General features: G+C 61.0%; 20 protein-coding genes and 1 tRNA gene. 5 read left to right on the top strand and 16 right to left on the bottom strand.

Going from position 1 to position 18477, the window contains the following annotated elements:
* Nucleotides 1-45 precede the first annotated feature (45 nt).
* The 13 genes from tolB to ACTORR_RS20980 form a co-directional block, all read right to left on the bottom strand.
* Nucleotides 46-1326 (bottom strand): Tol-Pal system beta propeller repeat protein TolB, encoded by a 1281-nt coding sequence (gene tolB / locus ACTORR_RS21040; RefSeq protein WP_176507941.1) that lies wholly within the window; start codon nucleotides 1324-1326, stop codon nucleotides 46-48.
* Between the two features lie 17 nt (nucleotides 1327-1343).
* A complete protein-coding gene (tolA, locus tag ACTORR_RS21035; RefSeq protein ID WP_054883397.1) occupies nucleotides 1344-2420 on the bottom strand; it encodes a cell envelope integrity protein TolA in 1077 nt (358 codons plus the stop codon).
* The gene (tolR, locus tag ACTORR_RS21030) at nucleotides 2420-2872 is read right to left on the bottom strand and encodes a protein TolR (protein WP_008090221.1); all 453 of its coding nucleotides are present in this window, start codon (nucleotides 2870-2872) and stop codon (nucleotides 2420-2422) included. The genes tolA and tolR overlap by 1 nt, the downstream gene beginning before the upstream one ends.
* Before the next feature lie 14 nt (nucleotides 2873-2886).
* Nucleotides 2887-3582, bottom strand: coding sequence for a protein TolQ (gene tolQ / locus ACTORR_RS21025; RefSeq protein ID WP_054883398.1), 696 nt, complete (start codon nucleotides 3580-3582; stop codon nucleotides 2887-2889).
* A 2-nt stretch (nucleotides 3583-3584) separates the two neighbouring features.
* Nucleotides 3585-4037, bottom strand: coding sequence for a tol-pal system-associated acyl-CoA thioesterase (gene ybgC / locus ACTORR_RS21020; protein ID WP_313364659.1), 453 nt, complete (start codon nucleotides 4035-4037; stop codon nucleotides 3585-3587).
* Nucleotides 4038-4161: 124 nt separating this feature from the next.
* A complete protein-coding gene (ruvB, locus tag ACTORR_RS21015) occupies nucleotides 4162-5208 on the bottom strand; it encodes a Holliday junction branch migration DNA helicase RuvB (RefSeq protein WP_054883400.1) in 1047 nt (348 codons plus the stop codon).
* Nucleotides 5205-5822 carry a Holliday junction branch migration protein RuvA gene (gene ruvA / locus ACTORR_RS21010; protein ID WP_054883401.1) on the bottom strand — a complete coding sequence of 206 codons (618 nt, stop codon included), beginning with the start codon at nucleotides 5820-5822 and terminating at the stop codon, nucleotides 5205-5207. The genes ruvB and ruvA overlap by 4 nt, the downstream gene beginning before the upstream one ends.
* Nucleotides 5823-5931: 109 nt before the next feature.
* Nucleotides 5932-6456, bottom strand: coding sequence for a crossover junction endodeoxyribonuclease RuvC (gene ruvC / locus ACTORR_RS21005; RefSeq protein ID WP_313364660.1), 525 nt, complete (start codon nucleotides 6454-6456; stop codon nucleotides 5932-5934).
* A gap of 168 nt (nucleotides 6457-6624) precedes the next feature.
* Nucleotides 6625-7371 carry a YebC/PmpR family DNA-binding transcriptional regulator gene (locus tag ACTORR_RS21000; RefSeq protein ID WP_054883403.1) on the bottom strand — a complete coding sequence of 249 codons (747 nt, stop codon included), beginning with the start codon at nucleotides 7369-7371 and terminating at the stop codon, nucleotides 6625-6627.
* A 109-nt stretch (nucleotides 7372-7480) separates the two neighbouring features.
* Nucleotides 7481-9256 (bottom strand): aspartate--tRNA ligase, encoded by a 1776-nt coding sequence (gene aspS / locus ACTORR_RS20995; RefSeq protein ID WP_054883404.1) that lies wholly within the window; start codon nucleotides 9254-9256, stop codon nucleotides 7481-7483.
* A 94-nt stretch (nucleotides 9257-9350) separates the two neighbouring features.
* Nucleotides 9351-9572 (bottom strand): FmdB family zinc ribbon protein, encoded by a 222-nt coding sequence (locus ACTORR_RS20990; RefSeq protein WP_043209521.1) that lies wholly within the window; start codon nucleotides 9570-9572, stop codon nucleotides 9351-9353.
* A 92-nt stretch (nucleotides 9573-9664) separates the two neighbouring features.
* A complete protein-coding gene (locus ACTORR_RS20985) occupies nucleotides 9665-9991 on the bottom strand; it encodes a ribbon-helix-helix domain-containing protein (protein ID WP_054883405.1) in 327 nt (108 codons plus the stop codon).
* A 149-nt stretch (nucleotides 9992-10140) separates the two neighbouring features.
* Nucleotides 10141-10614: a Dps family protein gene (locus tag ACTORR_RS20980; RefSeq protein WP_003254783.1), complete on the bottom strand. Its 474-nt coding sequence runs from the start codon at nucleotides 10612-10614 to the stop codon at nucleotides 10141-10143.
* 277 nt (nucleotides 10615-10891) lie between these two features.
* Between ACTORR_RS20980 and ACTORR_RS20975 the strand changes: the two genes are divergently transcribed.
* Nucleotides 10892-11485: a cold-shock protein gene (locus ACTORR_RS20975; protein ID WP_054883406.1), complete on the top strand. Its 594-nt coding sequence runs from the start codon at nucleotides 10892-10894 to the stop codon at nucleotides 11483-11485.
* Between the two features lie 39 nt (nucleotides 11486-11524).
* On the opposite strand, the gene ACTORR_RS20970 is transcribed toward ACTORR_RS20975, so the two are convergent.
* Both ACTORR_RS20970 and ACTORR_RS20965 read right to left on the bottom strand, forming a co-directional pair.
* Entirely contained in the window at nucleotides 11525-11731 is a 207-nt protein-coding gene (locus ACTORR_RS20970) for a SlyX family protein (RefSeq protein WP_054883407.1), read from the bottom strand.
* A gap of 1 nt (nucleotide 11732) precedes the next feature.
* Nucleotides 11733-12152, bottom strand: a complete 420-nt coding sequence (locus ACTORR_RS20965) for an HIT family protein (protein WP_313365706.1) — start codon at nucleotides 12150-12152, stop codon at nucleotides 11733-11735.
* Nucleotides 12153-12893: 741 nt separating this feature from the next.
* Between ACTORR_RS20965 and ACTORR_RS20960 the strand changes: the two genes are divergently transcribed.
* The 3 genes from ACTORR_RS20960 (at nucleotide 12894) to ACTORR_RS20950 (ending at nucleotide 17024) form a co-directional block, all read left to right on the top strand.
* On the top strand, nucleotides 12894-14177 hold the full coding sequence (locus ACTORR_RS20960; RefSeq protein ID WP_054883409.1) for an OprD family porin: 1284 nt from the start codon (nucleotides 12894-12896) through the stop codon (nucleotides 14175-14177).
* A 160-nt stretch (nucleotides 14178-14337) separates the two neighbouring features.
* Nucleotides 14338-16053 carry a proline--tRNA ligase gene (locus ACTORR_RS20955; protein ID WP_054883410.1) on the top strand — a complete coding sequence of 572 codons (1716 nt, stop codon included), beginning with the start codon at nucleotides 14338-14340 and terminating at the stop codon, nucleotides 16051-16053.
* A gap of 20 nt (nucleotides 16054-16073) precedes the next feature.
* Complete coding sequence (locus ACTORR_RS20950; protein WP_054883411.1) at nucleotides 16074-17024, top strand: hypothetical protein; 951 nt, start codon at nucleotides 16074-16076, stop codon at nucleotides 17022-17024.
* 37 nt (nucleotides 17025-17061) lie between these two features.
* Here ACTORR_RS20950 and dinB read toward each other — a convergent pair whose 3' ends face one another.
* Nucleotides 17062-18123, bottom strand: a complete 1062-nt coding sequence (gene dinB, locus ACTORR_RS20945) for a DNA polymerase IV (protein ID WP_313365861.1) — start codon at nucleotides 18121-18123, stop codon at nucleotides 17062-17064.
* A gap of 208 nt (nucleotides 18124-18331) precedes the next feature.
* On the opposite strand from dinB, the gene ACTORR_RS20940 reads away from it, so the two are divergent.
* A tRNA-Met gene (locus ACTORR_RS20940) sits at nucleotides 18332-18408 on the top strand.
* Nucleotides 18409-18477: the final 69 nt, after the last annotated feature.

Genomic DNA, 18477 nt, shown 5'->3' with positions numbered 1-18477 from the left:
CTAATGAAACCCCAGTGTGTTAAGCAAAAACGTATTACGCCGCAATCAGTTCAGGTAAGGGGACCAGGACGGTTCTCTGACTTCGCCTTGAGCGGTAGGAAGTGGGAGCCTCACACGGCCGTTAAGCGACACGAGCATCAAGACTCCCCGGCCCTGCTGGCGGGTGGCGTAGATTAGCATGGTGCCGTTAGGCGCAACAGTGGGCGACTCATCAAGACTTGTTTCCGAGAGAATCTTTACACTTCCGCGCTGCAAGTCCTGTGCCGCCACCTTGAAGTTGGTAAAGCCTTGCTGACGATGGATCATCACCAAGGTCTTTTCGTCCGCCGACAGTTTCGGGTTGGCGTTGTAGTTGCCCACGAACGTTACACGCTCGGCACCACCACCGCTGACCGATTGCTTGTAGATCTGTGGCTTGCCACCGCGGTCGGAGGTGAAGTACAGGGTGTTGCCATCCTTGCCCCAGAACGGTTCGGTGTTGATGCCTGGGCCGGCGGTCACACGGCTGATCTGGCGCGAGGCCACGTTCATCACGTAGATGTCCGGGTTGCCGTCCTTGGACAGCACGAACGCCAGGCGCGAACCATCAGGCGACCAGGCAGGTGCACCGTTCAGGCCTTCGAAGTTGGTCACCTGCTCACGGCGACCGGTATCGATGTTCTGCACGAAAATCCGCGGGCGCTTCTGCTCGAACGACACATAGGCGATACGCTTGCCGTCCGGCGCGAAGCGTGGCGACAGGATCGGTTCACGCGACTGCAGCAGGGTTACGGCACGGGCACCGTCGTAGTCCGAACGCTGCAGGGTGTAGCGGGTGTTGTTGGTGGAGAAGCGCTCGGCCGTCACGTACAGCATGCGGGTAGAGAATGCACCCTTGATGCCGGTGAGCTTTTCGAAAGACTGGTCGGCAATGTAGTGCGCCATGTCGCGCAGCTGGTCGGTGCTGCCCGCCACGCTACCGGTCAGCACTTGCTGCTCGGTGGCGACGTTGAACAGCGCGTACTGCACCTGCAGGCGACCGCCCGAAGGCACGATGCTGCCAACCATCACGTACTGGGCACCCAGCGCTTTCCAGTCGCGGAAGATGACTTCGCTGGCCTGGGTAGGCTGGCTGATCATGTTCTGACGCGGGATCGGCGAGTAGTAGCCCGAATTGCGCAGGTCATTGCCAATGATGTCGGCGATGTCTTCCGGCAGCACACTGCCACCCTGCAGACCGAACGGCACTACCGCGATGGGCGTAGCCCGATCGCTGCCGCTGGTGACCAGGATGTTCTTTTCCTCTGCCATGGCCATGCCAGCCACGCAGCAGAGCATGACCAGCATTCCTCGAAGGAGTTTAATCACAACGCTAGATCCTCAGGTGTAAATGTCATCTTGAACGAACGATAACGATTGAAATCGCTCGGCTTCATACCCTGCATCTCGGTCAAGCGACCGATGTTCTTCACTGCTGCCACCGCCGAACTGTCGAACGGCCCATCGCCGCTGGACTTGATCACGCTGACACCGGTGACGGTGCCGTCCGGCAACATGTTGACCTGCAGGGTCACCGTCATGCCCTTACGCGCGGAAGGCGGACGTGCCCAGCCCTCGGCCGCGCGCATGCGGATCAGGTCGTCGAAGTCGCCGGCCACCTGGTCACCCTGCTCGTCAGCCAGGGCCTGCTGCCGCTCGGTGGTGTCGGACAACAGCTCGGCCAGTGCCTGAGCTTTCTTGTCTTCCGCCGACTTGCGGGCCGCTTCCTGTGCTTTCTTCTTCTGTGCATCTGCAGCGGCCTTCTTCTTGGCCTCTTCAGCTGCCTTTTTCTTTGCTTCCTCGGCCGCCGCTTTCTTCTTGGCGTCCTCGGCTGCTTTCTTCTTCGCCTCCTCGGCGGCCTGCTTCTTGGCCTCCTCGGCTGCTTTTTTCTTGGCTTCTTCCTCGGCCTGCTTCTTCGCCTCTTCCTCGGCCTTTTTCTTGGCGATGTCAGCCTGCTGCTTCTCAGCGGCCTTCTTCGCCTCTTCGGCTTTCTTGGACTCGGCGGCTTTCTTGGCTTCGGCAGCCTTCGCTGCCTCCTCGGCCTTCTTGGCTTCGGCGGCCTCGCGTGCTTCTTCAGCCTTTTGAGCGGCGTCGGCTTTCTTTTGTTCCGCGGCCTTGATGGCCTCCTGCTCGACCTTCTTCTGCTCCAGCTGCTCGACTTCGGTCTGGCGCGAGGCGGTTTTCTTCGCCTCCCCGGCAATCTTCTGATTGGTCTGGGTAGTCGCCTGACTCTTGGACTTGAGCTGATACAGGGTAGCCTGAACGATCGGCTTGGAAGGCGGCAGTTCAGGCGTCATGGCAAAGCTGACGAACAGCAGGGCGAACACCAGCACATGCAGGCCGATGGCCCAGACACTGGGCCAGAAGTAGCTTTCCGAGGCGGATGGCTCTCGCTGTTGCATCAGGGCGCCTCGGTAATCAGGCCAACGTTACCGACACCGGCCTTCTGCAACCCGCCCATGGCGCCCATGACGGCGCCGTAGTCGACAGCCTTGTCGCCTCGAATGAAGACCTGGGTCTGCTTGCCCTGATCGCGACCGGCGGCAATGATCTTGGTCACTGCGCTGGTCATGTCCGGCAAGGTCATGGCCTTGTCCATCTGCTTGTCGGTATCGACTTCGCTGCCGAGGTTCCAGTAGTAGGTCTTGTCGGCCTTGATGGAGATGGTGAGGATCTGGACGTTGTTGTCCTGCGGCAAGGCTTCGCTGGAAACCTTGGGCAGGTCGACCTTCACGCCCTGGTTGAGCATGGGCGCCGTCACCATGAAGATGACCAGCAGCACCAGCATCACGTCGATGTAGGGCACCACGTTCATCTCGGCGACGGGCTTGCGTTTGTGGCGAACTCGGGCCATGGGCTTCTACCTGATTACTCTTCGCTGGTGTGCACTTTGCGGTGCAGGATCGCCTGGAACTCGTCGGCGAAGGTGTAGTAACGGCCGATCAGCACTTCGCTGCGCGCCGCGAAACGGTTGTAGGCGATCACCGCAGGAATGGCCGCGAACAGGCCGATGGCGGTGGCGACCAGCGCTTCGGCGATACCCGGGGCAACAGTGGCCAGGGTGGCCTGCTGGGCACTGGCCAGGCCGCGGAACGAGTTCATGATGCCCCACACGGTACCGAACAGGCCGATGTACGGGCTGGTCGAACCTACGGTGGCGAGGAACGGCAGGCTCTGCTCGAGCTTTTCTTCTTCACGCGAGATGGCCACGCGCATGGCACGCGCCACGCCTTCCATGACCGCGTCCGGATCAACCCCCTGCTGCTGACGCAGGCGCGAGAACTCCTTGAAGCCGGCACGGAAGACTTGCTCCACACCGGAGTCCGGGTCCGGGTTGCTGCCCGCCTGACGATACAGCTTGGACAGGTCGATACCCGACCAGAAGCGCTCCTCGAAGGCATCCAGCGCACGGCGACCAGCGCGCAGCATGGTGCTGCGCTGGAAGATCATGATCCATGAGGTGACCGAGGCGGCCACCAGGGTCAGCATTACCAGCTGTACCACCACGCTGGCATTGCTGACCAGACTCCACATGGAGGTATGGTCGACGACGTTAGCTTCCACGCTTATTCTCCTGCGTTCGATTGATTACCCGAGCCGTCCGCCACAAAGGCGTCGCGCAGCTCCGGGGGTATGGCTCGGGGTTTGAAAGTGTCGGCGCGCACGGCGGCCACCAGGAACTGCCCTTCGCAGAGCAGCGTTTCATCTTTTTCCCGCCAGACCTGCTGCACGAAGCGCAGGCTGGCGCGATTGAGTTCAACTACTTGCGCGGTGACCCTCAGCTCGTCATCAAGGCGTGCCGGCGCGTGATAGCGGGCTTCGCTGGAATGAACCACGAACAGCAGGTTGTCCTCGGCCAACTGCGCCTGGGAAAAGCCCAGACGCCGCAGGCGCTCGGTGCGCGCGCGCTCCATGAATTTCAGGTAATTGACGTAATACACCACGCCACCGGCATCGGTATCTTCGTAATAGACGCGACAACGGTGTGCGAACGGTTCCAGGCCATTTTGCGCGCGCATACTCTAGTGCTTACTCCTCAGCTTGCCAATCCGCTGCGGCAACTGTTTTTGTTCATTAATGTCGAATTGCCAGCGCACCATCGGCATGCCAGCGGTAGGACCACGAAAAGCAGGTTTTGATCGGTCACTCATCGCCTGGCTCGGAAAATTCGGCTGGCCCGCCCAGGCTGCCAGGCACATTCAAGCCAAAGTGCAGGTAGGCATGCCGGGTTACCACGCGGCCGCGCGGGGTGCGCATGATATACCCCTGCTGGATCAGATAAGGTTCGAGCACATCCTCGATGGTATGCCGCTCCTCGCTGATGGCCGCAGCCAGGTTGTCCACACCCACCGGACCACCGTCGAACTTCTCGATCATGGTCAGCAGCAGGCGGCGGTCGGAATGGTCGAAACCACGCTCATCGACGTCCAGCAGGTTCAACGCCATGTCGGCAACAGCCTTGGTGATCTGGCCCTTGCCGCGCACCTCGGCGTAGTCGCGCACCCGGCGCAACAAACGGTTGGCGATACGTGGCGTGCCACGGGCACGCCGGGCGATCTCATAGGCACCGTGGTCCTCGATGGACAGGCCAAGGATGTTGGCCGAACGGCTGACGATGGTCGCCAGGTCCTTGTCGCTGTAGAACTCCAGGCGCTGGACGATACCGAAGCGGTCACGCAACGGATTGGTCAGCATCCCGGCCCGGGTGGTAGCGCCAACCAGGGTAAACGGCGGCAGGTCGAGCTTGATCGACCGGGCCGCAGGGCCTTCGCCGATCATGATGTCCAGCTGGAAGTCCTCCATCGCCGGGTACAGCACTTCCTCGACCACCGGTGACAGGCGGTGAATTTCATCGATGAACAGCACGTCATGCGGTTCGAGGTTGGTCAGCATCGCCGCCAGGTCACCCGGCCGCTCGAGGATCGGCCCCGAGGTGCTCTTGACCGATACGCCCATCTCCTGGGCGATGATATTGGCCAGGGTGGTCTTGCCCAGCCCGGGCGGGCCGAAGATCAGCGTATGGTCGAGCGATTCGCCGCGCCCACGGGCCGCCTGGATGAACAGCGCCATCTGCTCGCGCACCACCGGCTGGCCGATGTACTCGTCCAGGCGCAACGGGCGGATCGCTCGGTCCTGGACTTCTTCACGGTCGCGGCCACTGGCGGCGATCAGACGGTCGGCTTCGATCACTTGGTAATCATCCCTTTAAGGCTGCGACGAATGAGTTCCTCGCTGCTCAGGCCGGCCTTGTCCTTGATCGCGGCGATGGCCTTGCTCGCTTCCTGCGGTTTGTAGCCCAGAGACACCAGGGCACTGACCGCATCAGCCTCAGCGGAAGACTCGCTGGCCAGCGGCAGTGGGCCATCGGAGACCAGGGTGAACATGGCCGGAGAGGTTTCCCAGGCCTTGAAGCGGTCCTTCAGTTCAACCAACAGGCGCTCGGCAGTCTTCTTGCCAACGCCTGGCACGCGCACCAGAACCGCAGCATCCTGAGCTTGCACGCAGCGCACCAGCTCGTCCACTTCCAGGCCGGACATCAGCGCCAGCGCCAGCTTTGGGCCCACACCATTGAGGCGAATCAGCTCACGGAACAGCTCGCGCTCGCGCTTTTCGGCAAAGCCATACAGCAGGTGGGCGTCTTCACGCACCACCAGGTGGGTATGCACGGTCACCGACTCGCCAACCTTCGGCAGACGGTACAGGGTGGTCATCGGCACTTCCAGCTCGTAGCCTACGCCGTTGACGTCGATAATCAGGTGCGGCGGCTGTTTTTCCGCCAGGGTGCCGCGCAAACGTCCAATCACGTTCCGATCCTTCCTCTCGGGGAGCCGGTCGAAGACCGCTCAACCCTATCAGCAAATGCACCGGGAGAATGGTTCACCCGGACAAAATGTGTATCAGCGCATGAAGCGCTTACAGACGCAAGCGCCCGCCTCGCCGCCGCGCCGTGGCCAGGCCGTGGGGCACCAGGCTGGAGCGGGTATGGGCATGGCACATCGCGATGGCCAAGGCATCCGAAGCATCGATCTGTGGCTTTTGGGTCAGCTTGAGCAGATGCATGACCATCAACATCACCTGTTCTTTATTGGCCCCACCGCTGCCAGCGACGGCCTGCTTGACCTGGCTGGCGCTGTATTCGGCGATCTCCAGCCCGGCCTCGGTGGCAGCAACGATGGCCGCACCGCGAGCCTGGCCCAGCTTGAGCGCCGAATCGGCGTTGCGTGCCATGAATACCCGCTCGATGCCCATGGTCACCGGGCCGTGCTGGGCGATGATCTCGCTGACACCGCGAAAGACAATCTGCAACCGCTCAGGCAACTCGCCGCTGCCGGTGCGAATGCAGCCCGACGCCACGTACTCGCAACCACGGGCGGTCTGGCGGACCACACCGTAGCCGGTGATGCGCGAGCCGGGGTCGATACCAAGAATCAGAGTCATAGGGCCCGTCGATAACAATTGATGCATCAATGCAAACTGTAACGGCCCTTTCGCGGGTAAACCCGCTCCCACAGGTATGTGCAGTACCTGTGGGAGCGGGTTTACCCGCGAAAGGGCCGGTGCAAGCAACGAAAAGCTTACATGCCTGAATAGAACAGCCAGAACACCTTAGCCGAGTTTTTCCATGATCTCGTCGGAGATCTGCGCATTGGAGTAGACGTTCTGCACGTCATCCAGGTCTTCGAGCATGTCGATCAGCTTGAGCACTTTCTCGGCGCCCTCCTGGTCCAGTTCCGCGCTGGTGGTCGGCTGCATGACGATTTCCGCGTCGGCGGCCTTGAAGCCCGCCTCTTCCAGCGCGTTACGCACGGCATAGAAGTTGTTGAACGAGGTGAAAACGTCGAACGATCCGTCGTCGTGGGCCACCACGTCGTCGGCATCGGCCTCCATTGCGGCCTCCATCAGGGCATCTTCGTCGATGCCCGCAGCGAAGCTGATCTGGCCCTTGCGCTCGAACAGGTAGGCGACCGAGCCGTCGGTGCCGAGGTTGCCGCCACACTTGGTGAAGGCATGGCGCACGGCGGCAGCAGTCCGGTTGCGGTTGTCGGTCATGGCCTCGACCATGATCGCCACGCCACCCGGGCCGTACCCTTCGTAGCTGAGCTCCTCGACGTTGTCGCTTTCGTTGGTGCCGGCACCCCGGGCCACGGCGCGATCGATGATGTCCCGGCTCATGTTGGCGCCCAGAGCCTTGTCCAACGCCAGGCGCAACCGCGGGTTGGAGCCTGGGTCGGCACCGCCTTGCTTGGCAGCGACGGTCAGCTCACGGATCCACTTGGTGAAGATCTTGCCTCTCTTGGCATCCTGGCGCTCTTTGCGGTGCTTGATGTTCGCCCACTTGGAATGACCAGCCATAACGACTCCGAATCCTTGAAACAGAAACAGGTTCCGCCCCGAAGGGCGGAACGTGGGAATACTGCGCCGAAGCGCCGGGGCGCACCCGCCGGGATGCGCCCGGGGCCGATTACTCGACCTTGGTCTGCTCGCGCAGACGGATGTGCAGCTCGCGCAGGGCCTTGGCGTCGACCATGCCAGGCGCCTGGGTCATGACGCACGCGGCGCTCTGGGTTTTCGGGAAGGCGATCACTTCACGGATCGACTGGGCGCCGGTCATCAGCATGACCAGACGGTCCAGGCCAAAGGCCAGGCCGCCGTGAGGTGGCGCACCGAATTTCAGGGCGTCGAGCAGGAAGCCGAACTTCTCTTCCTGTTCCGCAGCATCGATGCCCAGCAGGCGGAACACCGCTTGCTGCATCTCCTTGCGGTGGATACGGATCGAACCGCCACCGAGCTCGGTACCGTTCAGCACCATGTCGTAGGCACGGGACAGCGCGGTGGCCGGGTTGGCCTCGAGTTCTTCCGGGGTGCACTTCGGCGCGGTGAACGGGTGGTGCAGCGCGGTGAAACTACCGTCTTCGTTCTCTTCGAACATCGGGAAGTCGACGACCCACATCGGCGCCCACTCGCAGGTCAGCAGCTCGAAGTCGTGACCCAGACGGATACGCAGCGCGCCCAGGGCTTCGCTGACGACCTTGAACTTGTCGGCACCGAAGAACACGATGTCACCGTCGACGGCACCAACGCGGTCGAGGATGTTGTTGAGGTTGGCCTCAGGGATGTTCTTGACGATCGGCGACTGCAGGCCTTCGACGCCCTTGGCGCGCTCGTTGACCTTGATGTAGGCCAGACCCTTGGCACCGTAGATGCCGACGAACTTGGTGTACTCGTCGATCTTGCTGCGCGGCATGCTAGCGCCGCCTGGCAGGCGCAGTGCGGTGACGCGGCACTTCGGATCGTTGGCCGGGCCGGCGAAGACCTTGAACTCGACATCCTTCAGTTGGTCGGCGACGTCGACCAGTTCCAGCGGGATACGCAGGTCAGGCTTGTCGGAACCGTAGCGGCGCATGGCCTCTTCGAAGGTCATGTGCGGGAACTCGCCGAACTCCAGATCCAGCACTTCCTTGAACAGCTTGCGGATCATGCTCTCGGTGAGGCCCATGATCTCGGCTTCATCGAGGAAGCTGGTCTCGATGTCGATCTGGGTGAATTCCGGCTGGCGGTCAGCACGCAGGTCTTCGTCGCGGAAGCACTTGGCGATCTGGTAGTAGCGGTCGAAACCGGCAACCATCAGCAGCTGCTTGAACAGCTGTGGCGACTGCGGCAAGGCAAAGAAGCTGCCTGCATGGGTGCGGCTCGGCACCAGGTAGTCACGTGCGCCTTCCGGAGTGGCACGGGTGAGGATCGGGGTTTCGACGTCGAGGAAGCCGTTTTCATCGAGGAACCGACGGATGCTGCTGGTGATGCGCGAACGCAGGCGCAGCTTGTCGGCCATTTCCGGGCGACGCAGGTCGATGAAGCGGTAGCGCAGGCGGGTTTCCTCGCCGACGTCGGAGTATTCGTTCAGCGGGAACGGCGGCGTTTCCGCTTCGTTGAGCACGTTCAGCTGGTAGCCGAGGATCTCGATGGCACCGGACGCCATGTTGGCGTTCACTGCGCCTTCCGGGCGCTTGCGCACCTTGCCGGTGATCTGCACGACGTACTCGCTGCGCACGCGGTCGGCGGCGGCGAAGGTTTCGGCGCGATCCGGGTCGAACACGACCTGGGCCATGCCTTCGCGGTCACGGATGTCGAGGAAGATCACCCCGCCGTGGTCCCGGCGACGATGGACCCAGCCGCAAAGGGTGACTTCCTGGCCGTCCAGGCTCTCGTTCAGTTGGCCGCAATAATGGCTGCGCATCATGATGGTGGTTTCGCTTCTCGTGATTCGTGTATTCGTTGGAGGCCTTGGCCGCCCGGAGGGCTAATACTGCAAGACCCGGCTACTGCAATTCAACTCAGTCGGCCTTGTCGCCGCCTGCCAGGTTCTTTTTTGCCCCGGTCTTGAAGTCGGTTTCGTACCAGCCGTTGCCACTCAGGCGGAAGCCAGGGACCGACAGCAGTTTCTTCAATGCCGGCGCCTGACAGGCCGGGCAGTCGGTCAGCGGCGCGGCGCTGATCTTCTGCAGCACCTCCATCCGGTGATCGCAGGAAGCACATTGATAGTCATAAAGGGGCATGAACGTCTCTCGTCAACCACAACGCTGGCTGCCGGGGCAGCAAAAAGCGGGATTATATATGGTTAACCGACACTGCGCAGCCCGCCGGGCGATCAGCGTGCACTCGGCGGATCACGCAACCAGGCGACACAAATCACCCGGATCAGCCCGCTGAAGTTACGCACCCCACCCTGACGCAGGTGCACTTCACGGTCGACATAAGACAGCACGGCGCTGACCGAGCACTGGTTCGCCGCGGCGATCTGCTCGAGGATACCCCAATACACCGTCTCCAGGCGCAGGCACGTGGAAAAACCGTTCAACCGCACCGAGCGCGATACCGGCTGCGTCTGCAACATGTCGAAATCGGCCTTGAACGGGTCGATGCACTGCTTGCCAGGCCAATGCCCCAACTTCACCGCACGCTTGACTGCTTGCATCGCACCACCTCCTCAGTTCATCAACTGGGGCTCAATGAAGCGCAGAGCGAGGCGCGCAAAGCAGCGGCAAAACCTTCCCGCACAAGCGAAAAAGCCCGACTGGAATGGATTCAGCCGGGCTTTCTGACAGGTCCTACACGATTAGCCGTTTATTTACCGTCGAGCAGCACCCGCAGCATCCAGGCGGTCTTTTCATGCACCTGCATGCGCTGGGTCAGCAGATCAGCAGTGGGTTCATCACTGACTTTGTCCACCACCGGGAAGATGCTGCGTGCAGTGCGCACCACGGCCTCTTGCCCCTGCACCAGCTGACGGATCATTTCATCGGCAGGCGGCACACCTTCCTCCTCCTTGATCGAGGAGTGCCGTGCGTAGAAGGCGTACGAACCTGGCGCCGGGAAGCCCAGTGCACGGATCCGCTCGGCGATCGAGTCGACCGCCAGCGCCAGTTCGTTGTACTGCTCTTCGAACATCAGGTGCAGGGTGCGGAACGATGGGCCGGTGACGTTCCAGTGGAAGTTATGGGTTTTCAGATAGAGCACATAGGTATCCGACAACAGGCGGGAAAGCCCATCGACGATGGACTTGCGATCTTCTTCACTGATACCGATATCGATTGCCATGAAGTACCCCTTTCCATAAGGCTTGATGATCAAGCAAATACTACACACTGTATCAATGCCTGGCGCAAGGCGCCCATGACACAGGGCAAACCATCGGTGCTTGCCGGCTGCGGTTTGAGAAGCCCCCGCCTTTGCTGTTAAATAGGCACGGTGCCACCCGTGCGGACTGTCATTGCCGGGTGCATAGGCTGGCCTCCACGTGTTCGCGCTTTACACCTCATGCGCACCGTGCCGCCAGCTCTTCCTGTGATCGGCCTTATCAACTGCGAGCCAACCCATGTTCAAGATCGTCCATCTGGTGACGGGCGTTGCGGCTTTGCTGCTATCGCTCATACCCAGCCTCAAACCCGACGCAATACCCTTCCTGCAGCAACCCGACGCGGTCTATCTGACCCTGCTGGGCCTGCTCAACCTGCTGCTGGCCCCGGTGGTGCCACTGTATTACCGCGGTGCGCGGCAACAGCTGCAATACCTGGCCTGCGCCCTGCTGGTGGTGGCCGTGGTCCTGCAGACCCTGACCCTGCTGGCACGCCCGGAAATGGGCAACCTGGCGGCGCTGGTCTGCGCCGCGCTGGCTGTCGCCATGCACCTGGTGGCCGGCTTCGCCCGCAGCAGCAAGAAAGCACGCGCCAGCCAAGGTGCGCCACTGGAAGCCGGCAAGCGTGATACCGGCACCGTTAAGTGGTTCAACACTTCCAAAGGCTTCGGGTTCATTTCCCGCGACACGGGCGACGACATCTTCGTGCACTTCCGCGCGATCCGCGGCGAGGGTCACCGCATCCTGGTCGAAGGCCAGCGCGTGGAGTTCTCGGTGATGCATCGCGACAAAGGCCTGCAGGCCGAAGACGTGGTCGCGGTTAACCGCCGCTGAGCCCGCACCGCCCTGGGGCAAGCCCAGGGCGGCCACTCATCAATAGTGAGGTGGCGGCGCCTCTTCCCCTTCGCTGCCAATCTGCCCGACCATCTCTTCATACCGCTTGATCAGCTCGGCCATCTGCAGTTGCAGACGCTCGATGACCCGCCCCTGCTCGACCACCACATCATTCAACGCCTGGATCGTGTCGTCCTGGAACGCCTGACGGGTTTCCAGCTCGATGATGCGCAACTCCGCCGACATGTCAGACCTCCTGATAATCATGGGTCAGGAGCGCACGCAGACGCTGACGAATGGCGTCCACCTGCTCCGGTGCATAGCCAACGGCCGAGACCTTGCCCCAGACCGGCGCAGGCCAGGCTGGATCGCCATGACGGCGCACGATCACATGCATGTGCATCTGGCTGACCACGTTACCCAAGGTGGCCACGTTCATCTTGTCGGCCGCGAACGCGTGCTTGAGCGTTTCGGCCAGGTAGGTGGTTTCTTTCCACAGCTGCGCCTGGTCTTCCTGGCTGAGGTCGAACAACTCGCTCACACCCTCACGCCTGGGCACCAGTATGAACCACGGGTAATTGGCATCTTTACTCAGCAGCAGGCGGCACAGCGGAAAGTCACCCAGCACCAGGGAACCCTGCTGCAAACGCGAATCCATATCAAACACGATCAATCTCCAAATAATAATCCGATGCGCCAAGGATACTCTGCTTCGCCCCGCCCGAGCATGCTGACAAACGCATGAATGCACGCTTTAAGCCCATGAATACTCACGACTTGCACAACTGCGGTAACACAGCGCTACTTTTCGCACCAAAATGAGGCCGCCCAAGTGTGCGGCACTACGCTTCTACCCACATCAACCACTCAGGATCAACAGTCGACGGTAACACATTGACTTTTATGGCAGGTTTTTCCTTCAACCTGCCGAATGAGACCGGCACACCATCAGACAACTCCCGCCCAGTAATTGCGGCACTTTCCGACCTTTGGCGGCCGGTTCTGTGAAAATTTCATGAACCGTTGTTAATTTTGAGCATGCTTGTTGCATTCTCTCCACGCCAAGTCGGCACGACACCTGCATTGACCAGGTGACGCGACAAATAACAACAGCGAGATTGGGCACACCAGGGAGTTTCCCAGCCAGAATCTGTAGTTACAGAATTCTTACGGCGATGGGACAGCGCTGGCGTTGTACGACCCGGTTAATCGGGGCGTGATTTGCGACATGGAAATACCTGAAAGCGACATGACCATAAAGTTCCCGCAAGGATAAATTTTGCCATATCGCCAAGAACAGTCAGCGTGCTATACATTTCCGCCGACATAACAAGAAAGAGCTGTTCCATATAACTAAAAGACTTGGACGCAGCGGTACTCTTCCTAAAAACCAAAGGAGCAAATCACGATGCGCGTGATGAAGTGGAGCATGATCGCCCTGGCCGTTGCGGCAGGGACCTCACAGATGGCAGTGGCCTCGTCCCAGGACGAGTCCAAGGGTTTCCTCGAAGACAGCAAGCTGAACGTCAAGACTCGCATGCTGTACTTTAGCCGTGACTTCCGTAACAACGAGCGTGACCCTGATACCGGCGCTCGTCAGAGCCGCGTTGAAGAAACCGGCCTCGGCTTCCTCGGCACTTATGAATCCGGCTTTACCCAAGGTACTGTCGGCGTGGGCGTTGACGCCATTGGCATGCTCGGCTTGAAACTCGACAGCGGCAAAGGCCGCGCCGGCACCGGCCTGTTCCCGCTTGATTCCGACGGCCGCGCGCAAGACGACTATTCCAAGGGCGGCGGTGCAGTCAAGTTCCGCATCTCCAACACCGTATTGAAAGTAGGTGACCAGTTCACCGCTCTGCCTGTGTTCGCCACCGACGACAGCCGCCTGCTGCCGGAAATGGCCGAAGGCGCCCTGATCACCAGCAACGAAATCAAAGGCCTGACCCTGAACGCGGGTCGTTTCACCGCACTTGACGCCCAGGCCGAGACCAACCACGACAGCCTGCACCTGACAAAGGCCGATGTTGTCGGTGGCACCTACGCCTTCACCGACAATCTGTCGACCAGCCTTTACTACTCCAAGGTCGAAGACTATTGGCGCAAGTACTACGCCAACGTGAACTGGGCGCTGCCAATCTCCGACAAGCAGGGCCTGGTGTTCGATTTCAACATCTATGACACCAAGAGTGATGGCTCGGCCAAATACAAGGCCTTCGATGGCGGCAAACTGGACAACCGTGCATTCAGCCTGTCCGGCGCCTACAACATCGGCGCCCACACCTTCACCCTGGCTTACCAGAAAGTCTCCGGCGACGGTGACTACGGCTACGGTGTAGACGGCGGCGGCACCATCTTCCTGGCCAACTCCGTTGCCCGTTCCGACTTCAACGCCGAAGACGAGAAATCCTGGCAGGCTCGCTACGACCTGAACTTCGCCGAATTCGGTATCCCGGGCCTGACCTTCATGACCCGTTATGTACGTGGTACCGACGCCAACGTGGCCGGCACCAGCAACGGCAAGGAATGGGAACGCGACGTAGACGTCAAGTACGTCCTGCAGGAAGGCCCGGCCAAGGACCTGAGCTTCCGCGTTCGTCAGGCCACCTACCGCTCCAGCGATGGCGTCTACTACGGTTCGAGCTCGATCGACGAACTGCGCCTGATCGTCGAGTACCCGCTGAGCATCCTGTAAGCCTGGCTTACAGTGCCCCGCACCTGAAAAAGCCCGGCACACTTGCCGGGCTTTTTCTTGGCTGACAACTGCCACGCCCTGGGGCATTCTGTACGCCTTCGTTTCGCCCCCGTACAATGCGGGGCTATTTCAACGTCTTAGGCAATCGACACGGCTAACCATGCGCACCAGTCAATATTTGCTCGCCACCCAGAAAGAAACCCCTGCCGACGCAGTGGTCATCAGCCATCAGCTCATGCTGCGTGCCGGCATGATTCGCAAACTGGCTTCCGGCCTGTACACCTGGCTGCCGATGGGCCTGCGGGTGATGCGCAAGGTCGAAAACGTTGTGCGCGAGGAAATGAACGCCGCCGGCGCCCTGGAAGTGTTGATGCCCAGCATCCAGCCTGCTGAACTGTGGCAGGAATCCGGCCGCTGGGAACAGTACGGTCCTGAGCTGCTGCGCCTGAAGGACCGTCATCAGCGCGAGTTCTGCGTCGGCCCGACCCACGAAGAAGTGATTACCGACCTGGCCCGCAACGAGCTGTCCAGCTATAAACAGCTGCCGCTCAACATGTACCAGATCCAGACCAAGTTCCGTGACGAGATTCGCCCACGCTTCGGCCTGATGCGCGGCCGCGAATTCATCATGAAGGATGCCTACTCCTTCCATGCCGACCAGGCTTCCCTGCAGGAAACCTACGACCGCATGCACCAGGCGTACACCAACGTCTTCACCCGTCTGGGCCTGGACTTCCGCCCGGTGCAGGCCGACACCGGCTCCATTGGTGGCAGCTACTCCCACGAATTCCACGTCCTGGCCGAGTCGGGCGAGGACGACGTGATCTTCAGTGACAGCTCCGATTACGCCGCCAACATCGAGAAGGCCGAAGCCATCCCGCGTGAAACCGTGCGTCCTGCTCCTACCGAGGAGCTGCGTCTGGTCGATACCCCGGATGCCAAGACCATTGCCCAGCTGGTTGAAAACCACGGCCTGCCGATCGAAAAAACCGTCAAGACCCTGATCGTGCGCGGCGCCGAAGAAGGCAAGCTGGTCGCCCTGATCGTCCGCGGCGACCACGAGCTCAACGAAATCAAGGCCGCCAAGCTGGAACAGGTTGCCGACCCGCTGGTCATGGCCACCGACGCCGAACTGCGCGAGGCCATCGGTGCCGGCGCCGGTTCGCTCGGCCCGTTGAACCTGCCGCTGGAAATCGTCATCGACCGCTCGGTCGCCCTGATGAGCGACTTTGCCATCGGCGCCAACATCGACGACAAGCACTACTTCGGCGTGAACTGGGAGCGTGACCTGCCGGTTCCACAAGTCGCCGACCTGCGCAATGTCGTCGAAGGTGACCCAAGCCCGGACGGCCAGGGTACCCTGGTCATCAAGCGCGGCATCGAAGTTGGCCATATCTTCCAGCTCGGCACCAAGTACAGCGAGGCGCTCAAGTGCCAGGTGCTGGGTGAAAACGGCAAGCCGGTGACCCTGTCCATGGGCTGCTACGGCATTGGCGTGTCCCGCGTGGTCGCTGCCGCCATCGAGCAGAGCTACGACGACAAAGGCATCATCTGGAACGACGCCCTGGCACCGTTCCAGATCGCCCTGGTGCCCCTGCGTTACGAAACCGAGGTAGTTCGCGAGGCAACCGACAAGCTGTACGCCGAACTGACTGCAGCCGGCTTCGAGGTGCTGCTGGACGACCGCGACAAGAAGACCAGCCCCGGCATCAAGTTCGCCGACATGGAGCTGATCGGCATTCCACACCGCATCGTCGTCAGCGATCGTGGCCTGGCCGACGGTAACCTGGAGTACAAGCACCGCACCGAGTCTGAGGCCCAACAGCTGCCGCTCAATGAAGTGCTGACCTTCCTGCAGGCCCGCGTTCGCCGCTGATAACCAATGCACGAGTAATCATGTCCAAGCGAAGTACCTTTACCCTGGGGGGCGCCGCATTGTGCGGCGCCTTGCTCGCCAGCGGTTGCGCCAACCAGATGTCCCAGCGCAGCGATCATGAGGAGCGTGTCGAGCGCAAGCTGCTCGAACACACCTTGCAGATCGATGTCGGCGAGCCGAAGGTGATGGAGCTTCCGCAACGGCGTGTGCGCATCCACGAGCAGAAGCGTTTCGAGGTCACCGAATACGAGGTCACCCGCCGCTACGACCGCTACACCCCATACCAACCGTGGCGGGAGATCTACGAGATCCCGCTGGGCGCGGTAGCCGTGGTGGCCGGTATAGGGGCTAACGTGGTCAACGTGTTCACCCTTGGCAACCTGCCGCAGAGCATCACCCACGACTGGCTCAGCTATGGCGTGGATGGCCTCAATCCGTTCATGAACACGCCGTCCAATGGCCGTGCCCAGCAGAACCTGGCGGGCATCAGCGAAGTGCAGAAGGACAAGCGCGAGGAGTTCACCAGCGTGCCCTGGAGCGAGCGGCTGGTTGAAGTCAAGGCAGGCAAGATGACCCACGAACTGACTACCGACAGGAACGGCGTCTTGCGCCTGAACCTGCTGGACAGCCCGTTCTCGGAACAGCACCTGAACCACGTCGGCACCTTGCACCTGCAAGCGGTCGACGAGGACAACGCGGTGCGTGGCGATGCCAGCCTGCTGGTCAGCGCCACCTTGCGCAACAAGCTGCGAGAGGCCCATGAGCTGATCTTCGATGACCTCGAGGATGATGATGTAGGCCAATGGGTACACCGGGTCAAGCGCTTGTCCGAGTTGGGCCTGGAAGAGGAAGCCAGCGAGATGGAGCAGAGCCTGATCGAGCTGACACGCAACGATCCGGAGCTGCAACAGGAATTCCTGTCGGCACTGACCAAGGCCACCGGCCGGTTGGTCGCTGATCCCGGCCTGTAGCACCGAGCGTGCTCGCGAAGGGCCGCAAAACGCGGCCCTAATACTCAGAGTTAAACAGCTCCAGCTGTTCATGCGCCCCGCGCAAGTCCTTCAGCCTCACCCCCACCCCCAGCAAACGCACCGGCTTGCCACCCCGGGCGAACGCCTGGCGTAGCAGCTGACGGTAGCTTTCCAGGTCCCTGCCCGCCCCTGCCTGCTCCATCGTCGTCTGGCTGAAGTCATGGAACTTGACCTTGACGAATGGCTTGTCCGGGCGGTAACTGCTGTCCATCCGGGCAATCCTCTGATCGAGGCTGTCAAGCAGCTCTGGCAACCGTTCAAGGCAACTGGCCAAGTCTGGCAGGTCGTTGTCATAGGTATTTTCCACACTCACCGACTGCCGGCGGCTATCGTTGTGAACCGCTCGCTCGTCAATCCCTCGCGCCAACCCCCAGAGCCGCTCGCCAAAACTGCCGAATTCACGCGCCAACGCCAGCCGCGACCATTCACGCAAGTCAAGACAGGTGTCGATCCCCAGGCGGTTCAACTTGTCGGCGGTCACTTTGCCCACGCCATGCAACTTGGCCACCGGTAATGCAGCCACAAAGGCCTCGACCTGCTCCGGGGTAATCACGAAGATGCCGTTGGGCTTTCGCCAATCGCTGGCGATCTTGGCCAGGAACTTGTTCGGCGCCACCCCCGCCGATACCGTGATATGCAGGGTGCGGGCAACCCGCCGGCGAATGTCCTCGGCGATTCGCGTAGCGCTTCCGGCATACCACTGGCTGTCGCTGACATCCAGATATGCCTCATCCAGCGACAACGGCTCGATCAGCTCGGTGTAGTCACGGAAGATGGCGTGAATCTCACGCGAAGCTTCCCGGTAAGCGTCGAAGCGCGGCTTGACGATTTCCAGGTCCGGGCAAAGCTTCAGGGCATGGCGGGACGACATGGCTGAACGCACGCCATAGGCGCGTGCTTCATAATTGCAGGTGGCGATCACCCCTCGACGGTCAGGAGCCCCCCCCACGGCCATGGGGCGACCGGCCAGGCGCGGGTCGTCACGCATCTCGATGGCGGCGTAAAAACAATCGCAGTCGATGTGGATGATCTTGCGCAAAGACATTGATGACGGCCACCACTGTAAATTCATACAGATAGTAGCGCATGCCGCTGGCGGTGAAACAGTCTGCGTCGATAATCGGCTTGCAAGGCCCGTCGCGCCTGACCCGCAGCCAGGCATAAACGCTAAGAGGTTGAACGAAAAAGAGTTTTCTATAATTTTGCTTGACACGGGCGAAGAAACCCGTAGAATTCGATCTCACAGGCGCGGGATGGAGCAGCCTGGTAGCTCGTCGGGCTCATAACCCGAAGGTCGTCGGTTCAAATCCGGCTCCCGCAACCAGATTCGAGAAAAGGCCACTGTTAACGCAGTGGCCTTTTTCTTTTGCCCCGATTTATTCGGCAAAAAAAA

The organism is Pseudomonas sp. SAR267, assembly GCF_052077595.1.
Taxonomy (GTDB): domain Bacteria; phylum Pseudomonadota; class Gammaproteobacteria; order Pseudomonadales; family Pseudomonadaceae; genus Aquipseudomonas; species Aquipseudomonas vlassakiae.
Note: the sequence above shows the minus strand (reverse complement) of the source record. Positions and strands in the feature narration are given on the sequence as shown.